Origin of the sequence: Kosakonia sp. H7A, from assembly GCF_003028445.1 — a bacterium.
Taxonomy (GTDB): Bacteria; Pseudomonadota; Gammaproteobacteria; order Enterobacterales; family Enterobacteriaceae; genus Kosakonia; species Kosakonia radicincitans.
In genome coordinates this window covers 51,343-66,534 of record NZ_PYTZ01000013.1, presented here as the reverse complement: position 1 = coordinate 66,534, position 15,192 = coordinate 51,343, and the positions used below count along the sequence as shown (strand labels likewise).

10 protein-coding genes and 1 pseudogene are annotated in these 15,192 nt (G+C 53.8%); 8 read left to right on the top strand and 3 right to left on the bottom strand.

The window, feature by feature from the left end; genetic code table 11:
• The first annotated feature begins 57 nt into the window (after positions 1 to 57).
• Positions 58 to 1,197: a glycerate kinase gene (locus CWM66_RS25895; protein ID WP_007373284.1), complete on the top strand. Its 1,140-nt coding sequence runs from the start codon at positions 58 to 60 to the stop codon at positions 1,195 to 1,197.
• 140 nt (positions 1,198 to 1,337) lie between these two features.
• On the opposite strand, the gene barA is transcribed toward CWM66_RS25895, so the two are convergent.
• Complete coding sequence (barA, locus tag CWM66_RS25890) at positions 1,338 to 4,103, bottom strand: two-component sensor histidine kinase BarA (RefSeq protein ID WP_007373286.1); 2,766 nt, start codon at positions 4,101 to 4,103, stop codon at positions 1,338 to 1,340.
• A gap of 57 nt (positions 4,104 to 4,160) precedes the next feature.
• Here barA and rlmD point away from each other — a divergent pair, with 57 nt between their 5' ends.
• The 5 genes from rlmD to eno all read left to right on the top strand — a co-directional run bounded on the left by rlmD (position 4,161) and on the right by eno (position 11,978).
• Positions 4,161 to 5,462 carry a 23S rRNA (uracil(1939)-C(5))-methyltransferase RlmD gene (rlmD, locus tag CWM66_RS25885; RefSeq protein WP_007373287.1) on the top strand — a complete coding sequence of 434 codons (1,302 nt, stop codon included), beginning with the start codon at positions 4,161 to 4,163 and terminating at the stop codon, positions 5,460 to 5,462.
• A gap of 52 nt (positions 5,463 to 5,514) precedes the next feature.
• Positions 5,515 to 7,752 carry a GTP diphosphokinase gene (relA, locus tag CWM66_RS25880; RefSeq protein ID WP_007373288.1) on the top strand — a complete coding sequence of 746 codons (2,238 nt, stop codon included), beginning with the start codon at positions 5,515 to 5,517 and terminating at the stop codon, positions 7,750 to 7,752.
• Positions 7,753 to 7,815: 63 nt separating this feature from the next.
• Positions 7,816 to 8,607 (top strand): nucleoside triphosphate pyrophosphohydrolase, encoded by a 792-nt coding sequence (mazG, locus tag CWM66_RS25875; protein ID WP_007373289.1) that lies wholly within the window; start codon positions 7,816 to 7,818, stop codon positions 8,605 to 8,607.
• A gap of 352 nt (positions 8,608 to 8,959) precedes the next feature.
• A complete protein-coding gene (gene pyrG / locus CWM66_RS25870) occupies positions 8,960 to 10,597 on the top strand; it encodes a glutamine hydrolyzing CTP synthase (RefSeq protein ID WP_035889482.1) in 1,638 nt (545 codons plus the stop codon).
• An 82-nt stretch (positions 10,598 to 10,679) separates the two neighbouring features.
• Complete coding sequence (eno, locus tag CWM66_RS25865) at positions 10,680 to 11,978, top strand: phosphopyruvate hydratase (RefSeq protein WP_035889481.1); 1,299 nt, start codon at positions 10,680 to 10,682, stop codon at positions 11,976 to 11,978.
• A 56-nt stretch (positions 11,979 to 12,034) separates the two neighbouring features.
• Here the strand turns inward: eno and CWM66_RS25860 are convergent, their stop codons facing one another.
• Positions 12,035 to 13,144 carry an SDR family oxidoreductase gene (locus CWM66_RS25860; RefSeq protein ID WP_035889478.1) on the bottom strand — a complete coding sequence of 370 codons (1,110 nt, stop codon included), beginning with the start codon at positions 13,142 to 13,144 and terminating at the stop codon, positions 12,035 to 12,037.
• 383 nt (positions 13,145 to 13,527) lie between these two features.
• Here CWM66_RS25860 and queE point away from each other — a divergent pair, with 383 nt between their 5' ends.
• Complete coding sequence (gene queE / locus CWM66_RS25855) at positions 13,528 to 14,199, top strand: 7-carboxy-7-deazaguanine synthase QueE (protein ID WP_007373294.1); 672 nt, start codon at positions 13,528 to 13,530, stop codon at positions 14,197 to 14,199.
• A 197-nt stretch (positions 14,200 to 14,396) separates the two neighbouring features.
• Positions 14,397 to 14,511: pseudogene (locus CWM66_RS29600) on the top strand (oxidoreductase); the annotation flags it as partial.
• Positions 14,512 to 14,554: 43 nt separating this feature from the next.
• Here the strand turns inward: CWM66_RS29600 and queD are convergent.
• A complete protein-coding gene (queD, locus tag CWM66_RS25845) occupies positions 14,555 to 14,917 on the bottom strand; it encodes a 6-carboxytetrahydropterin synthase QueD (RefSeq protein WP_007373296.1) in 363 nt (120 codons plus the stop codon).
• Between the last annotated feature and the right edge of the window lie 275 nt (positions 14,918 to 15,192).

Genomic DNA, 15,192 nt, shown 5'->3' with positions numbered 1-15,192 from the left:
TTTCAGTACCTTTCCTGGGTGTATGCTTATTGTTGTGAATATGCATAAGGATGGCTTATGAAGATTGTTATCGCTCCTGACTCTTACAAAGAAAGCTTAAGCGCCCTGGAAGTTGCGACGGCCATTGAGCGTGGTTTTCGCGAGATATTTCCCTCGGCGGAGTATATAAAAATTCCGGTTGCAGACGGTGGCGAAGGGACGGTAGAAGCCATGGTTGCAGCGACCAACGGTCGTATTGTTAAGGTAGCGGTGAAAGGCCCGCTGGGCGAACAGGCGGAAGGATTTTATGGCATTTCCGGCGATGAGCAGTCGGCGTTCATTGAAATGGCGGCGGCCAGCGGGCTGGAAATGGTGCCACCGGCGAAGCGCGATCCGCTGATTACCACTTCGTGGGGAACCGGCGAACTGATCCGCCATGCGCTGGATGCAGGCGTTAAACATATCATTATTGGTATCGGCGGCAGCGCCACCAATGACGGTGGCGCTGGCATGGTGCAGGCGCTGGGCGCAAAGCTGCTCGACGAGCAGGATCGACAGATTGCGCCAGGCGGTGCGGCGCTGGAATCGCTGGCGCGCATTGATCTCCGCGAGCTGGATAAACGCCTTGCCGGTTGTCGCATTGAGGTCGCCTGCGACGTGACCAATCCATTAACCGGTGAAGCGGGGGCATCGGCAGTTTTTGGCCCGCAGAAAGGCGCGACGCCAGAGATGATTGCCCGGCTCGATAAGGCGCTGGAGCACTATGCAGAGATCATTGCCCGCGATCTGGATATCGACGTACTGAACCTGGCGGGCGGCGGCGCAGCGGGCGGCATGGGCGCGGCGTTATATGCCTTTTGCGGCGCGGAATTGCGCCAGGGGATCGAGATTGTCACCGACGCGCTGGCGCTGGATAAACACGTCAGGGGCGCGGATCTGGTGATCACCGGCGAAGGGCGCATCGACAGCCAGACGGTGCATGGCAAGGTGCCGGTCGGCGTAGCGAAAGTGGCCAAACGCTACAATATTCCGGTGATCGGTATTGCCGGGAGCCTCACCGCCGATGTTGGTGTGGTACACGATCACGGCATTGATGCTGTTTTCAGCGTGCTCTATACGATCTGTACGCTGGAAAAAGCGCTGGAAAATGCAGGCGAAAACGTCCGCATGACGGCGCGCAATGTGGCGGCGGTGCTAAAAGCGGGGCAGCAACTGTAGTTATTTTTGCCGGATAGCGCTGCCGCTTATCCGGCTTACAAAGCGACAAAATTTCGCGCTATCCCTGGCGGGATAAGGCGTCGCTGCCATCCGGCATGCAAGTCATCCGGCGTTCAGGCCATCCGTTACTCTCAATATTGCTACCCAATCAAGCGGTGCGCTTCACGTGTAACGTTATCCATTTCATCAAGCAACTCCAGAAACTCCGGTTCCAGCTCGTCGGCACTGACGCCGCTACGCAGTTGATGCTCAATGAGCTGGCAAAGGTTTTTCAGCCGAGGAACGCCGCTGTAACCGCAACTGCCGTGCAGTTTGTGGATCGCTTCCGGCAGCCCCTGCGGCGCTTCGCCAACCAGTTGTTCTTCCACCATATTGCGGATCTCCGGCAGAAACTCGACCAGCATATGCAGCATCTCGCGCGCAAGGTCGGTTTTTCCCGCCGCCTGGCGCAATGCCAGTTGCCAGTCGAGTGTGGCATCGTGATTGATCGGCAGTTCCACCGGGATCTCTTCGGTTTCCGGAGTATGCCAGATACTGGTTTCCGGGCCGGGCTTGTAGCGCAACAGCAGGTTATGCAGCTTATCTTCTTCGATTGGCTTGGCCAGATAATCGTTCATCCCGGCGCTGAGTAGCTTCTCTTTTTGCCCGGCCATCGCATGGGCGGTCACGGCGACCACTGGCGTTTGCTGTTGATGCGGTAGTTGGCGGATCAACTCGCAGGCGCGAATACCGTCCATATCCGGCATCTGGATATCCATCAGAATCAGATCGAACTGCATCTGTTTGGCCCGCTCGATGGCCTGCAAACCATTCTCGCACAGCTCAACGTGCTGCACCTGATCCTCAAGCAGAACGCCAATCAGCTTCAGATTCGCCGGGTTATCATCTACCGCCATAACGCTCATTGGCAGTTTGCTTTCATCCGCATGTGAGGCCAGAACCAGTTGCGTCGTGCGGCAGTATTCGGTCAACGCGGGCAGCAGGCGGGTGGTCGTCAGCGGTTTAAGCAGACAAGCCGCTGCGCCATCCTGTTTCAGCTCTTCGGCATTCACCTGCGCGTGGCACGGCAGCGCCAGCAGCAAGTAGTCGGTCATGGCTGCCGCACGCGCCAGGCGATCGTGCTGCATACTGAGCGGCTCGCGCACGGTTACCGGCACCGCCAACAGCAAAATATCGTAGTGCCCTTGCGGGAGCGCCGAGAATGACGGGCTGTAAATTATCTCCAGCGGCGTGTTGTTCAGCACTTCCAGCGTGCTTTGCGCCGCCGCAGCATTCGGTTCGACATATGCCAGACGTTTACCGGCCAGTCTTTCCGTGGTCGGCGCTTCGGTGATGGCGTTTGGATTGAGGTCGAGATCAATATGGAACCAGAAGGTCGAACCCCGGTTTGGCTGGCTATGGAAAGAGATATCGCCGCCCATCTCATTCACCAGCCGTTGCGTGATCACCAACCCCAGGCCAGTACCGCCGTGACGGCGAGAGATGCTGGCATCCGCCTGGCGAAATGCCTGGAACAGGCGCGACTGATCGCGTTCCGGGATGCCGATGCCGGTATCACGGATCTGCACCTCAATTTGCACTTTGTTATTACTGATGGCGCGTTTCTCAACCACCACATCAATATTGCCGTGTTCAGTAAACTTGATGGCGTTGCCGATCAGATTGGTGATCACCTGCTGCAGACGCAGCGGGTCGCCAATCACATTATCCGGGACATCATTTTTGATGTTCAGCGTCAGCTCAAGCCCCTTATCGTGCGCTGAGTGCGCCAGCAAGATCACCACCTCATCCAGCGTGTTGCGTAAAGGGAATGGAATGCTTTCGAGGATCAGTTTGCCCGCTTCCAGCTTGGAGAAGTCCAGCACATCGTTAATGATCGCCAGCAGGTTATTTGCCGAGCGCTCAATGGTCAGCAGGTGATCGCGCTGGGTCGGATTCAGCTCAGATTTCAATGTCAAACGGGTAAAGCCAATCACGCCATTCAGCGGTGTGCGCAGCTCATGAGACATATTGGCGAGGAACTCAGATTTAATACGCGCAGCTTCCTGCGCACGCTTTTTCGCCAGGTCCAGCTCAACGTTCTGGATCTCCATCTGCTCCAGCGTTTCACGCAAATCCGAGGTGGATTGATCGATATTATGCTGCATCTCTTCGTGGTAGGCCGCCAGCGACATGGCCATCGAATTGATGCCGTTTTTCAGCATATCCAGCTCGCCGAGCATAAAACCTTCAACACGGCTGTCGAGCTGCCCGCGACGGATACGGTCGACGGTATTCACCATATTACGAATGGGGCCGGTCACGTCGCGCATCAGACGCCAGCCAAAAATCAGCGCAATACCAATACAGAAAAAAATCATCAGGCTGGAGATAAAAATCTCCTTGTACTGCTGCAAGCGTACCGATTTCAGATCCAACTGTAGCGCCACATAGCCGAGCATATTGCCGGTGATTTTATCCGCAGGCAGAGCGGTGTTTGCCGGTTCAAGTCCCTCGGACAGGATCGGCGTGCGCAGCACCATCGTATCGCCACGGCGGGTAACGCTCAGCTTGCGCGGGAAAGGCTGTCCTTCTGGCACCCTGAGATCGTCGCCATCAAGCTGGAAATTGGACGAAACGAACACGTCGTTGCGCCCGTCGTAAATGGTGATAGCGCGGACGATGTCAGAATGTCGGCGGTGAAGCACACTAATCAACTGGCCAATGGCTTCGCGATCCTGTAGCGCCATACTGTATTCGCTGGAAACCGCCAGCGGTTCAATAATACTGGCGCCTGCGTCTTCCAGTTGACGCTGTAAATCGTTATAGCGGTGAACGACGAAAAAGATACTGAGCAGCACACCGATAAGCACAGTGGGGGCCAGGATCAGAATCATCATGCGTGCGCGCAAGCTGTAGTTGGTCATGGAGTTCCGTTATGGGAGAATTAGGCCATTACACAGTTATTGAGAATATTCACTGCAATGGCGCAATTCTACTCTGCAAAACGACGCGTGACGACTCGTGAGCGCATTACCGTCACGGTAACTGACCTCGATCCCTTTGGTCAGGGTGTTGCTCGCCATAATGGTAAAGCGTTGTTTATCCCCGGACTATTACCGGCGGAAACGGCGGAAATTACCCTCAAAGAGGAAAAACGTCAGTTTGCCCGTGGGGAAGTAAAACGTCGCCTGAATGACAGCCCGGAGCGCGTGAAACCGGAATGTCCGCATTTTGGCGTTTGTGGCGGGTGCCAGCAGCAACATGCCAGTGTTGCCCTGCAACAGCGCAGTAAAAGCGCGGCGCTGGCGCGATTGATGAAACAGGATGTTGACGAGGTGATCGCCGCACAGCCCTGGGGATATCGCCGTCGGGCGCGTTTGAGCCTCAGTTGGCAACCGAAAACGCAGCGTCTGGATATGGGGTTTCGCAAAGCGGGTGACAGCGACATTATCAATGTGACACGTTGCCCGGTACTGGTGCCCCGTCTTGAGGCAATGCTGGCGCCGCTGCGTGAATGTCTGGCGGGGCTTGGAGCCGTGCGCCATCTGGGGCACGTCGAACTGGTGGAGGCCGACAATGGCCCGCTGATGGTTTTGCGGCACACGGCGCCATTAAGTCACACGGATAAAGAAAAACTGGAACGTTTTTCGCATTCTCAGGGGATTGCGCTGTACCTCGCGCCACAAAGCGAGATACTTGAACACGTTAGCGGAGAATCCCCCTGGTACAGCTCCGACGGGCTACGCTTAATGTTCAGCCCGCGGGACTTTATTCAGGTCAACGATGGCGTCAATCAGCAGATGGTGGCCCATGCGCTGGCGTGGCTTGATATCCAGCCCGGCGACCGCGTACTGGATCTGTTCTGCGGTATGGGAAATTTCACTCTGCCGCTGGCGCAGCGCGCGTTAAGTGTCGTTGGGGTGGAAGGCGTCGCCGATCTGGTGGCGAAAGCGCAGGAGAATGCGCAACAGAATGGCTTGCAGAATGTGACATTCTTTCATGAAAATCTGGAGGATGATGTCACTCAGCAACCCTGGGCGAGCCAGGGATTTGATAAGGTGTTGCTCGATCCCGCGCGTGCAGGTGCTGCCGGGGTGATGCGACATATTATAAAATTGTCTCCCGGCAGAGTGGTGTACGTTTCCTGTAACCCCGCCACGCTTGCCCGTGACAGTGAAGCGCTATTAAATGCAGGTTACCAGATTCAGCGGCTGGCGATGCTGGACATGTTTCCACACACTGGCCATCTGGAATCGATGGTGTTGTTTGTGAAAAACAAATGATTAATTTCGGCTTGTCGAATTCGGCAGGCCCGGTCCCTGAAAGGAGAGGACAATGGTTGCGGTACGCAGTGCTCATTTGAACAAAGCGGGTGAATTCGATCCAGCCAAATGGATTGCCAGTCTGGGGATCACCAGTCAACCGTCGTGTGAACGCTTAACCGAAACCTGGGAATATTGTCTGCGACAAACGCAGGGGCATCCGGATGCTGGCGTAGTGTTGTGGCGCGGCATTGAGATGGTAGAAATTCTCTCCATGCTGAGTATGGATATCGACACGCTGCGCGCGGCGCTGCTGTTCCCGCTGGCCGATGCCGAAGTGGTGAGCGAAGAGGTGCTGAGTGAAAGCGTCGGCACCTCGGTGGTCAACCTGATCCACGGCGTGCGTGATATGGCCGCCATCCGCCAGTTGAAAGCCACGCATACGGATTCCGTCTCTTCTGAACAGGTCGATAACGTTCGCCGCATGCTGCTGGCGATGGTTGATGATTTCCGCTGCGTGGTTATTAAGCTGGCCGAACGTATCGCGCATCTGCGTGAAGTAAAAGATGCGCCAGAAGATGAACGCGTACTGGCGGCGAAAGAGTGTACCAACATCTATGCGCCGCTGGCGAACCGGCTGGGCATCGGGCAACTGAAATGGGAGTTGGAGGATTACTGCTTCCGCTACCTGCATCCGGCTGAATACAAGCGCATTGCCAAGCTGCTGCATGAACGCCGTATCGATCGCGAACACTATATTGACGAGTTTGTCGGCCATCTGCGCGCCGAAATGAAAACCGAAGGCGTCAAAGCTGAGGTCTACGGCCGGCCAAAGCACATCTACAGCATCTGGCGGAAGATGCAGAAAAAACATCTCGCTTTTGACGAACTGTTTGATGTGCGCGCTGTGCGTATTGTTGCTGAACGCTTGCAGGACTGTTATGCCGCGCTGGGGATTGTGCATACCCATTACCGTCACCTGCCGGATGAGTTTGACGATTACGTCGCCAACCCGAAGCCAAACGGTTATCAGTCTATTCATACGGTAGTACTGGGGCCGGGCGGGAAAACCGTTGAAATCCAGATTCGTACGCGCCAGATGCATGAAGATGCCGAACTGGGCGTCGCCGCGCACTGGAAGTATAAAGAGGGGACGGCAGTTGCTGGCAGCCCGCGTTCAGCGCATGAAGACAGGATCGCATGGCTGCGTAAACTGATCGCCTGGCAGGAAGAGATGGCCGATTCCGGCGAAATGCTGGATGAAGTTCGCAGCCAGGTCTTTGACGATCGGGTGTATGTGTTTACGCCGAAGGGCGATGTGGTCGATCTGCCTGCGGGCTCCACGCCGCTGGACTTTGCCTATCACATTCATAGCGACGTAGGGCATCGTTGCATTGGCGCGAAGATCGGCGGGCGTATCGTTCCTTTTACCTATCAGTTGCAGATGGGCGACCAGGTCGAAATTATCACCCAGAAGCAGCCGAATCCAAGCCGCGACTGGCTGAATCCAAACCTCGGATATGTGACGACCAGCCGTGGGCGTTCGAAGATCCACGCCTGGTTCCGCAAGCAGGATCGTGACAAAAACATTCTTGCCGGACGGCAGATCCTCGACGATGAGCTGGCGCATCTGGGGATCAGCCTGAAAGAGGCGGAAAAACATCTGCTGCCGCGTTACAACTTTAACGAACTGGAAGAGTTGCTGGCGGCGATTGGCGGTGGCGATATCCGTCTTAATCAGATGGTGAACTTCCTGCAATCGCAGTTCAATAAACCGAGCGCCGAAGAGCAGGACGCCGCCGCGCTGAAACAGTTGCAGCAGAAAACGTATGCGCCGCAAAGCCGCAGCAAAGACAATGGTCGTGTGGTGGTGGAAGGCGTTGGTAATCTGATGCATCACATTGCGCGCTGCTGCCAGCCGATTCCGGGCGATGAAATCGTCGGCTTTATCACTCAGGGACGCGGGATCTCGATCCATCGCGCCGACTGCGATCAACTGGAAGAGCTGCGCACCGTTGCGCCGGAGCGCATCGTGGATGCCGTCTGGGGCGAGAGCTACTCGGCGGGTTACTCGCTGGTAGTGCGCGTGACGGCAAACGACCGTAGCGGCCTGCTGCGCGATATCACCACCATTCTCGCCAATGAGAAGGTGAACGTGCTGGGCGTTGCCAGCCGCAGCGACACCAAAGAACAGCTTGCCACCATCGATATGAATATCGAAATCTACAACCTGCAGGTGCTGGGCCGCGTGCTTGGCAAACTCAACCAGGTGCCGGACGTTATCGACGCCCGTCGTCTGCACGGTGGCTGATTTTCACTTCATCCGATCCTCTCCCGTCAGCGGAGAGGATCCCATTTTTTACCAGGAAGACTCATGACTCAAATCGATCGTCTGCTCGGGATTATGCAACGCCTGCGCGACCCGGAAACCGGCTGCCCGTGGGACAAAGAACAAACCTACACCACCATTGCACCCTATACGCTGGAAGAGACGTACGAAGTGCTGGACGCTATCAACCGGGAAGATTTTGACGATCTGCGCGGTGAACTGGGCGATTTGCTGTTCCAGGTGGTGTTTTACGCCCGGATGGCGCAGGAAGAGGGGCGCTTTGATTTTAACGATGTCTGCGCGGCGATTAGCGACAAACTGGAACGCCGTCACCCGCATATTTTTGGCGACGCCATTGCCGGAAACAGCACGGAAGTGCTGGCGCGCTGGGAGCAAATCAAAACCGAGGAACGTGCTGAGAAAGCGCAGCTCTCGGCGCTGGACGACATTCCCCACAGCCTGCCTGCGCTGATGCGCGCGCATAAAATCCAGAAACGCTGCTCCGGCGTTGGCTTTGACTGGACGTCGCTGGGCCCGGTGCTCGATAAGGTGTATGAAGAGATCGATGAAGTGATGGACGAAGCGAAACAGGCCGTTGTGGATGAGGCAAGACTGGAAGAAGAGGTCGGCGATTTACTGTTTGCTACGGTAAATCTGTCGCGCCATCTGGGGGTAAAAGCGGAAGTCGCGCTGCAAAAAGCGAACCTGAAATTTGAGCGTCGTTTCCGCGAGGTGGAGCGAATTGTCCGCGAGCGCGGACTGGAAATGACCGGTGTGGATCTGGAAACAATGGAAAATGTCTGGCAACAGGTAAAACGCCAGGAACATGATCTTTAACGGAATTGTTCCAGTAAGCGCCATTTGTGTGATTTTTTAAATAACAAGCGCTTGATTTACGTCAAAAACATTTACCTGAAAGCGGCTATTTTCACACTCCTTATATCTGCCAGAACGCTTTGAGAAGCGCCTCTTCGACTTACTCGGGGCGCGTCAAGGCGGCAACTGAGAAAATCCCTGGGCGCATCGCCATGCCGTGCGTCCGGGATGGGCGAATGAAGCCAGGGCAGATGCGGCCTGAAGAACGAAGGAGAGGGAGAATGAAAGTTTGTGGCCTCAGCCATGATCGGGTATACTGCTTTCCCGTCCTGGTTATTCCATCGTCTTTTAAACCTAACTTCTCAGGTTCAGCATGACAACGAACTATATTTTTGTGACCGGCGGGGTCGTATCCTCTCTGGGTAAAGGCATTGCCGCAGCCTCCCTGGCAGCCATTCTCGAAGCTCGTGGCCTTAACGTCACTATGATGAAACTGGATCCGTATATTAACGTCGATCCGGGGACTATGAGCCCAATCCAGCATGGCGAAGTGTTCGTTACCGAAGATGGCGCTGAAACCGATCTTGATTTGGGTCACTACGAGCGCTTCATTCGCACCAAAATGACGCGTCGCAACAACTTCACCACCGGTCGCATTTACTCCGAGGTTCTGCGTAAAGAGCGTCGTGGCGACTATCTGGGCGCGACCGTACAGGTTATTCCGCACATCACTAACGCTATCAAAGAGCGCATCATTGAAGGTGGCGAAGGCCACGATGTCGCGCTGGTTGAAATCGGCGGTACTGTGGGTGATATCGAATCCCTGCCGTTCCTTGAAGCTATTCGTCAGATGGCTGTAGAAGTGGGCCGTGAGCGCACACTCTACATGCACCTGACGCTGGTGCCGTACATGGCCGCTTCGGGTGAAGTGAAAACCAAGCCGACACAGCACTCTGTGAAAGAGCTGCTTTCCATCGGTATTCAGCCGGATATCCTGATTTGTCGTTCCGATCGTGCCGTTCCTGCTAACGAACGTGCGAAAATTGCTTTGTTCTGTAACGTTCCAGAAAAAGCAGTGATTTCTCTGAAAGACGTCGATTCTATTTATAAAATCCCGGGCCTGTTGAAATCCCAGGGGCTGGACGATTATATTTGTAAACGATTCAGCTTGAACTGTCCGGAAGCAAACCTGGCCGAATGGGAACAGGTTATCTATGAAGAAGCGAATCCGTCAGGTGAAGTCACCATCGGTATGGTCGGTAAGTACATTGAACTGCCGGATGCCTACAAATCGGTGATCGAAGCGCTGAAGCATGGTGGTCTGAAAAACCGTGTCACCGTCAACATCAAGCTGATTGATTCGCAGGATGTTGAAACGCGCGGTGTGGAAATTCTGAAAGATCTGGATGCAATCCTCATCCCGGGCGGTTTCGGTTACCGCGGTGTGGAAGGCAAGATCGCCACCGCACGCTATGCGCGTGAAAACAATATTCCTTACCTGGGAATTTGCCTGGGTATGCAGGTTGCGTTGATTGAATTTGCACGTAACGTGGTCGGGATGGAGAACGCCAACTCCACGGAATTTGTGCCAGACTGTAAATACCCGGTTGTGGCGTTGATTACCGAGTGGCGTGATGAAGATGGCAACGTTGAGCAGCGTTCTGAGAAGAGCGATCTCGGCGGTACGATGCGCCTTGGCGCACAGCAGTGCCAGCTTGGCGATGACAGCCTGGTTCGCCAGCTTTACGGCGCACCGACTATCGTTGAACGCCATCGCCACCGTTACGAAGTCAACAATATGCTGTTGAAACAAATTGAAGCTGCGGGTCTGCGTGTTGCGGGCCGTTCCGGGGATGATCAGTTGGTCGAGATCATCGAGGTGCCGAATCATCCATGGTTCGTCGCCTGTCAGTTCCATCCGGAGTTTACTTCTACGCCGCGTGATGGACATCCGCTGTTTGCAGGCTTTGTGAAAGCCGCCAGCGAGCATCAAAAGCGTCAGGCGAAGTAAAAAAAGTTACAACGACAACGCGTACCTTTGGTACGCGTTGTTTGTCTGGAGTTTTAGTTTAACTTGTACTGAGGAAAACCTAATGTCCAAAATCGTTAAAGTCATCGGTCGTGAAATCATCGACTCCCGTGGTAACCCGACTGTTGAAGCCGAAGTACACCTGGAAGGTGGTTTCGTAGGTCTGGCGGCTGCGCCGTCAGGTGCTTCTACTGGTTCCCGCGAAGCGCTGGAACTGCGCGATGGCGACAAATCCCGTTTCATGGGTAAAGGCGTACTGAAAGCGGTTGGCGCGGTAAACGGCCCGATCGCTCAGGCAATCCTGGGTAAAGATGCAAAAGACCAGGCTGGCATCGATAAGATCATGATCGATCTGGACGGTACCGAAAACAAATCTAACTTCGGTGCAAACGCAATCCTGGCCGTGTCTCTGGCTGTTGCTAAAGCTGCTGCTGCTTCTAAAGGCCTGCCGCTGTACGCTCACATTGCTGAACTGAACGGCACCCCGGGCAAATACTCCATGCCGGTTCCGATGATGAACATCATCAACGGTGGTGAGCACGCTGATAACAACGTCGACATTCAGGAATTCATGATTCAGCCGGTTGGCGCGAAAAGCCTGAAAGAAGCTGTACGTATGGGTTCAGAAGTGTTCCATAACCTGGCAAAAGTTCTGAAATCCAAAGGCATGAACACTGCTGTTGGTGACGAAGGCGGCTACGCGCCGAACCTGGGTTCTAACGCCGAAGCACTGGCTGTTATCGCTGAAGCGGTAAAAGCTGCGGGCTACGAACTGGGCAAAGACATCACTCTGGCGATGGACTGCGCAGCGTCTGAATTCTACAAAGACGGTAAATACGTTCTGGCTGGCGAAGGCAACAAAGCGTTCACCTCCGAAGAGTTCACTCACTTCCTGGAAGATCTGACCAAACAGTATCCGATCGTTTCTATCGAAGATGGTCTGGACGAATCTGACTGGACTGGCTTCGCATACCAGACCAAAGTACTGGGCGACAAAATCCAGCTGGTTGGTGACGATCTGTTCGTAACCAACACCAAGATCCTGAAAGAAGGCATCGAAAAAGGCATCGTTAACTCCATCCTGATCAAATTCAACCAGATCGGTTCTCTGACCGAAACTCTGGCTGCGATCAAAATGGCGAAAGACGCTGGCTACACCGCTGTCATCTCTCACCGTTCTGGCGAAACTGAAGACGCTACCATCGCTGACCTGGCTGTTGGTACCGCTGCTGGCCAGATCAAAACTGGTTCTATGAGCCGTTCTGACCGCGTTGCTAAATACAACCAGCTGATTCGTATCGAAGAAGCGCTGGGTGAACAAGCTCCGTTCAACGGTCGTAAAGAGATCAAAGGTCAGGCGTAATCGCTAAGCCTTGATGAAAAGAAAAATGCCAGTCATCTGACTGGCATTTTTTTTGGCTATTTGAAATCTACTTCCATCTGCTGCGGGATTGTCAGCCCGCGCGTCGTTTGTACGCAACGGGCAATATAGTCCGTAAAGCGAGGCGGCTTCGGCATGCCCATACTCAGCAGCTTATCGTTGCTGAAACGCACGTTGAGCATGGCGAACGCACCGTACAAACGCATCGCTTTCAGCATCAACCGCTCATTACAGGGGCCGAAAATACCCTTCAGCTCGCGGCGCATCTTCACCAGCGTCTCGTAACTGACCTGCGCGTATTTATCGCCCACCGGTGCTTTTTCCAGCGCTTGCGCCATGGCTTTATCGATATCAGCAAAACGCACGCTGTTCTCTTCACCGGCTGAAATATGCACCACTTCGCCCTGAGCGACCGGACCTTTAAGCAGCATCAGCAATGCATCGGCACAGTAATCGACCGGGATCACATCGACGCGATCTTCCAGCGAGCACATAAATTTCTGCAACATCAGCCCCATACTGAAGACCCAGAAAATACTGGTTGATGGCAGACATCCGTGATGCGTGTGCCCGACGACGATAGAAGGGCGGGCAATCACCAGCGGCATCTGCGGGCACTCCAGGCGCATCAGTTGCTCAATGGTCGATTTGGAGCGCGTATAGGCCACCAGATGCTCAGCATTCTCGTGAAACTCTGCGCTTTCCGGCACCAGTGAATCTGGTTCCGGCGTGCAGGACATCGCTGTGCCGACGTGAAGAAAGCGCTGCAAGCCCGCCACCTGCGACATTCTGCGGGCAAAGGCCAGCGTCCCTTCGACATTCACTTTCCAGACCAGCGGGTTATTGCCAAAAGAGGCAACAGCCGCGCAGTTCAGCACGTGAGTGACGCTTTCCAGTGCCGGATCGTTAATGAAGCCTTCCGGTTCGCCCAAATCCCCTGGCAGGATTTGCGAAGTATTAAGTGTGTTAAGTTCTGCATCCGTCAGACCAAACTTGCGCATGTTGCTTTTAACGCGCTCAAGTCCGGCCTCTTTGTCTTCTGCCCTTACCAACAGCAGTAAATTTATGGCTTCACTGCCGTGGAGGATTTTTTCCAATACCGCTCCACCCAGAAATCCCGTCACGCCCGTTATTAATAATGTATTCATGAGTGCTATCTCTCCAGCGTTGCTCGGGCGGATTGTAGGCACGGAAAGCTAAACGCCATATCAATAAAGCTGAGTGGGAAATGGGGGATTCTTAAGCTTGTTTTAAGGAAAGTACGAAAGGGGATTGGCGTTCGACAACGGCAGTGAACAATTAATTCCAGCACGAAACGTTAAAAAAATAACTAATTGATTTTGAATGCTTTATATTTTTATTGACAGCGTGAAATAGCGACGACAATTTGCGTCGAAGTGTAAGAAAAAACATAGATAGTTACATCATTTTTAGCTGTCACCAGTGGAGAAAAAGCGCAATACCGCGAAAGGCTATGAAGGTTAAGCCAGGATCTGCAATAATTAGCGTTTATTTCTGATCAGAGTTGACTATGCAGTACCCGATTAACGAGATGTTCCAGACCCTGCAAGGCGAGGGTTATTTTACCGGCGTTCCTGCCATTTTTATTCGTTTACAGGGATGCCCGGTTGGTTGCGCCTGGTGCGACACCAAACACACCTGGGATAAGCTTGCAGATCGGGAAGTGTCGCTGTTCAGCATCCTTGCGAAAACCAAAGAGAGCGATAAATGGGGCGCAGCCAGTAGTGAAGATCTGCTGGCGATTATTGCGCGCCAGGGCTGGACGGCGCGCCATGTGGTGATCACCGGCGGCGAACCCTGCATCCATGATTTAACGCCGCTCACCAGCCTGCTTGAGCTGAACGGTTTTAGCTGCCAGATCGAAACCAGCGGCACGCATGAAGTGCGCGCTTCCCATTCCACCTGGGTAACGGTATCGCCGAAGGTGAATATGCGCGGCGGCTACGATGTGCTGTTGTCGGCGCTGGAGCGTGCGGATGAAATTAAGCATCCGGTCGGGCGTATGCGTGATATCGAAGCGCTGGACGAGCTGCTGGCGCAGTTAACCGATGACAAGCCGCGGGTGATTGCCTTGCAGCCTATCAGCCAGAAAGAGGATGCAACCCGTCTGTGTATTGAAACCTGTATCGCCCGCAACTGGCGGCTCTCGATGCAGACACATAAATACCTGAACATTGCCTGATAAATCAGCCCGCCCTGGCGGGTTTTTTTTCCGCGCAATATCTGATGAAGTTTTCACTGCGCTGCATATCACGTTTCAAAGCCCGTTCCGTCATTAATCATTCTCTGCGTTTATTAACAAGAAATAATTCAGGTTAATGGTGTCGGGCTATTATCCAGCGAATATGACGCGAATCGCCCGCAGTAAAGCCAAAACGTCCGGCGAACCGCTGGGGAGATTAAGCAGGATTTGATGGGATTTCTTGCAAGCCGCGCAGCGGGTTCTGCCAACGGCCATATGCTGGCCGTGGATGGCGGCTTCCTGACTCACTAACGGCTATCGGTCAGTCATCTCCGGGAAGAAATGACCGACTCGCTTATTCGCCGCGATAGACGCAACCTGCGGTACAGGTTTCTTTCACCATGACTGCGCTCAGCAGCGGCACAACCGGCTTCATCTGATCCCAGATCCACTTCGCCAGCACTTCGCTGGTCGGGTTTTCCAGGCCCGGGATCTCATTCAGATAGTAGTGATCCAGCCTGTCATACAACGGCTTAAACGCCGCTTTCAGTTCGGCGAAGTCCATGATCCAGCCGGTATAAGGATCCACCTCGCCGGTGATCTCCAGGCGCACCATAAAGGAGTGGCCATGCAGACGACCGCACTTATGCCCTTGCGGGACATGCGGTAAATGGTGAGCGGCTTCAAAGGTGAAATCTTTAAACAACGTGGTCGACATAATGCACTCTCAGACTGACAAAAAACCGCCGCATAGTAGCGGAAATGACCTTTTTTAGCATTAACTAAAATCGCTAAAAGTGTTTACGCGCTGAATACTACTAACCTGCATTTATTTTATTATTACAATTCAATAAGTTAATTAACCAGTTTTAGTGTTATTAACTATAGCTAAAACAGGTTAGTTCTTTTGGTTATTTATTATTTCCAACCTTTCTTTAATTGTTATTATCCCGCCGTTAACCTTAGTTTCACTTCGTTTTTTAAAATTATATC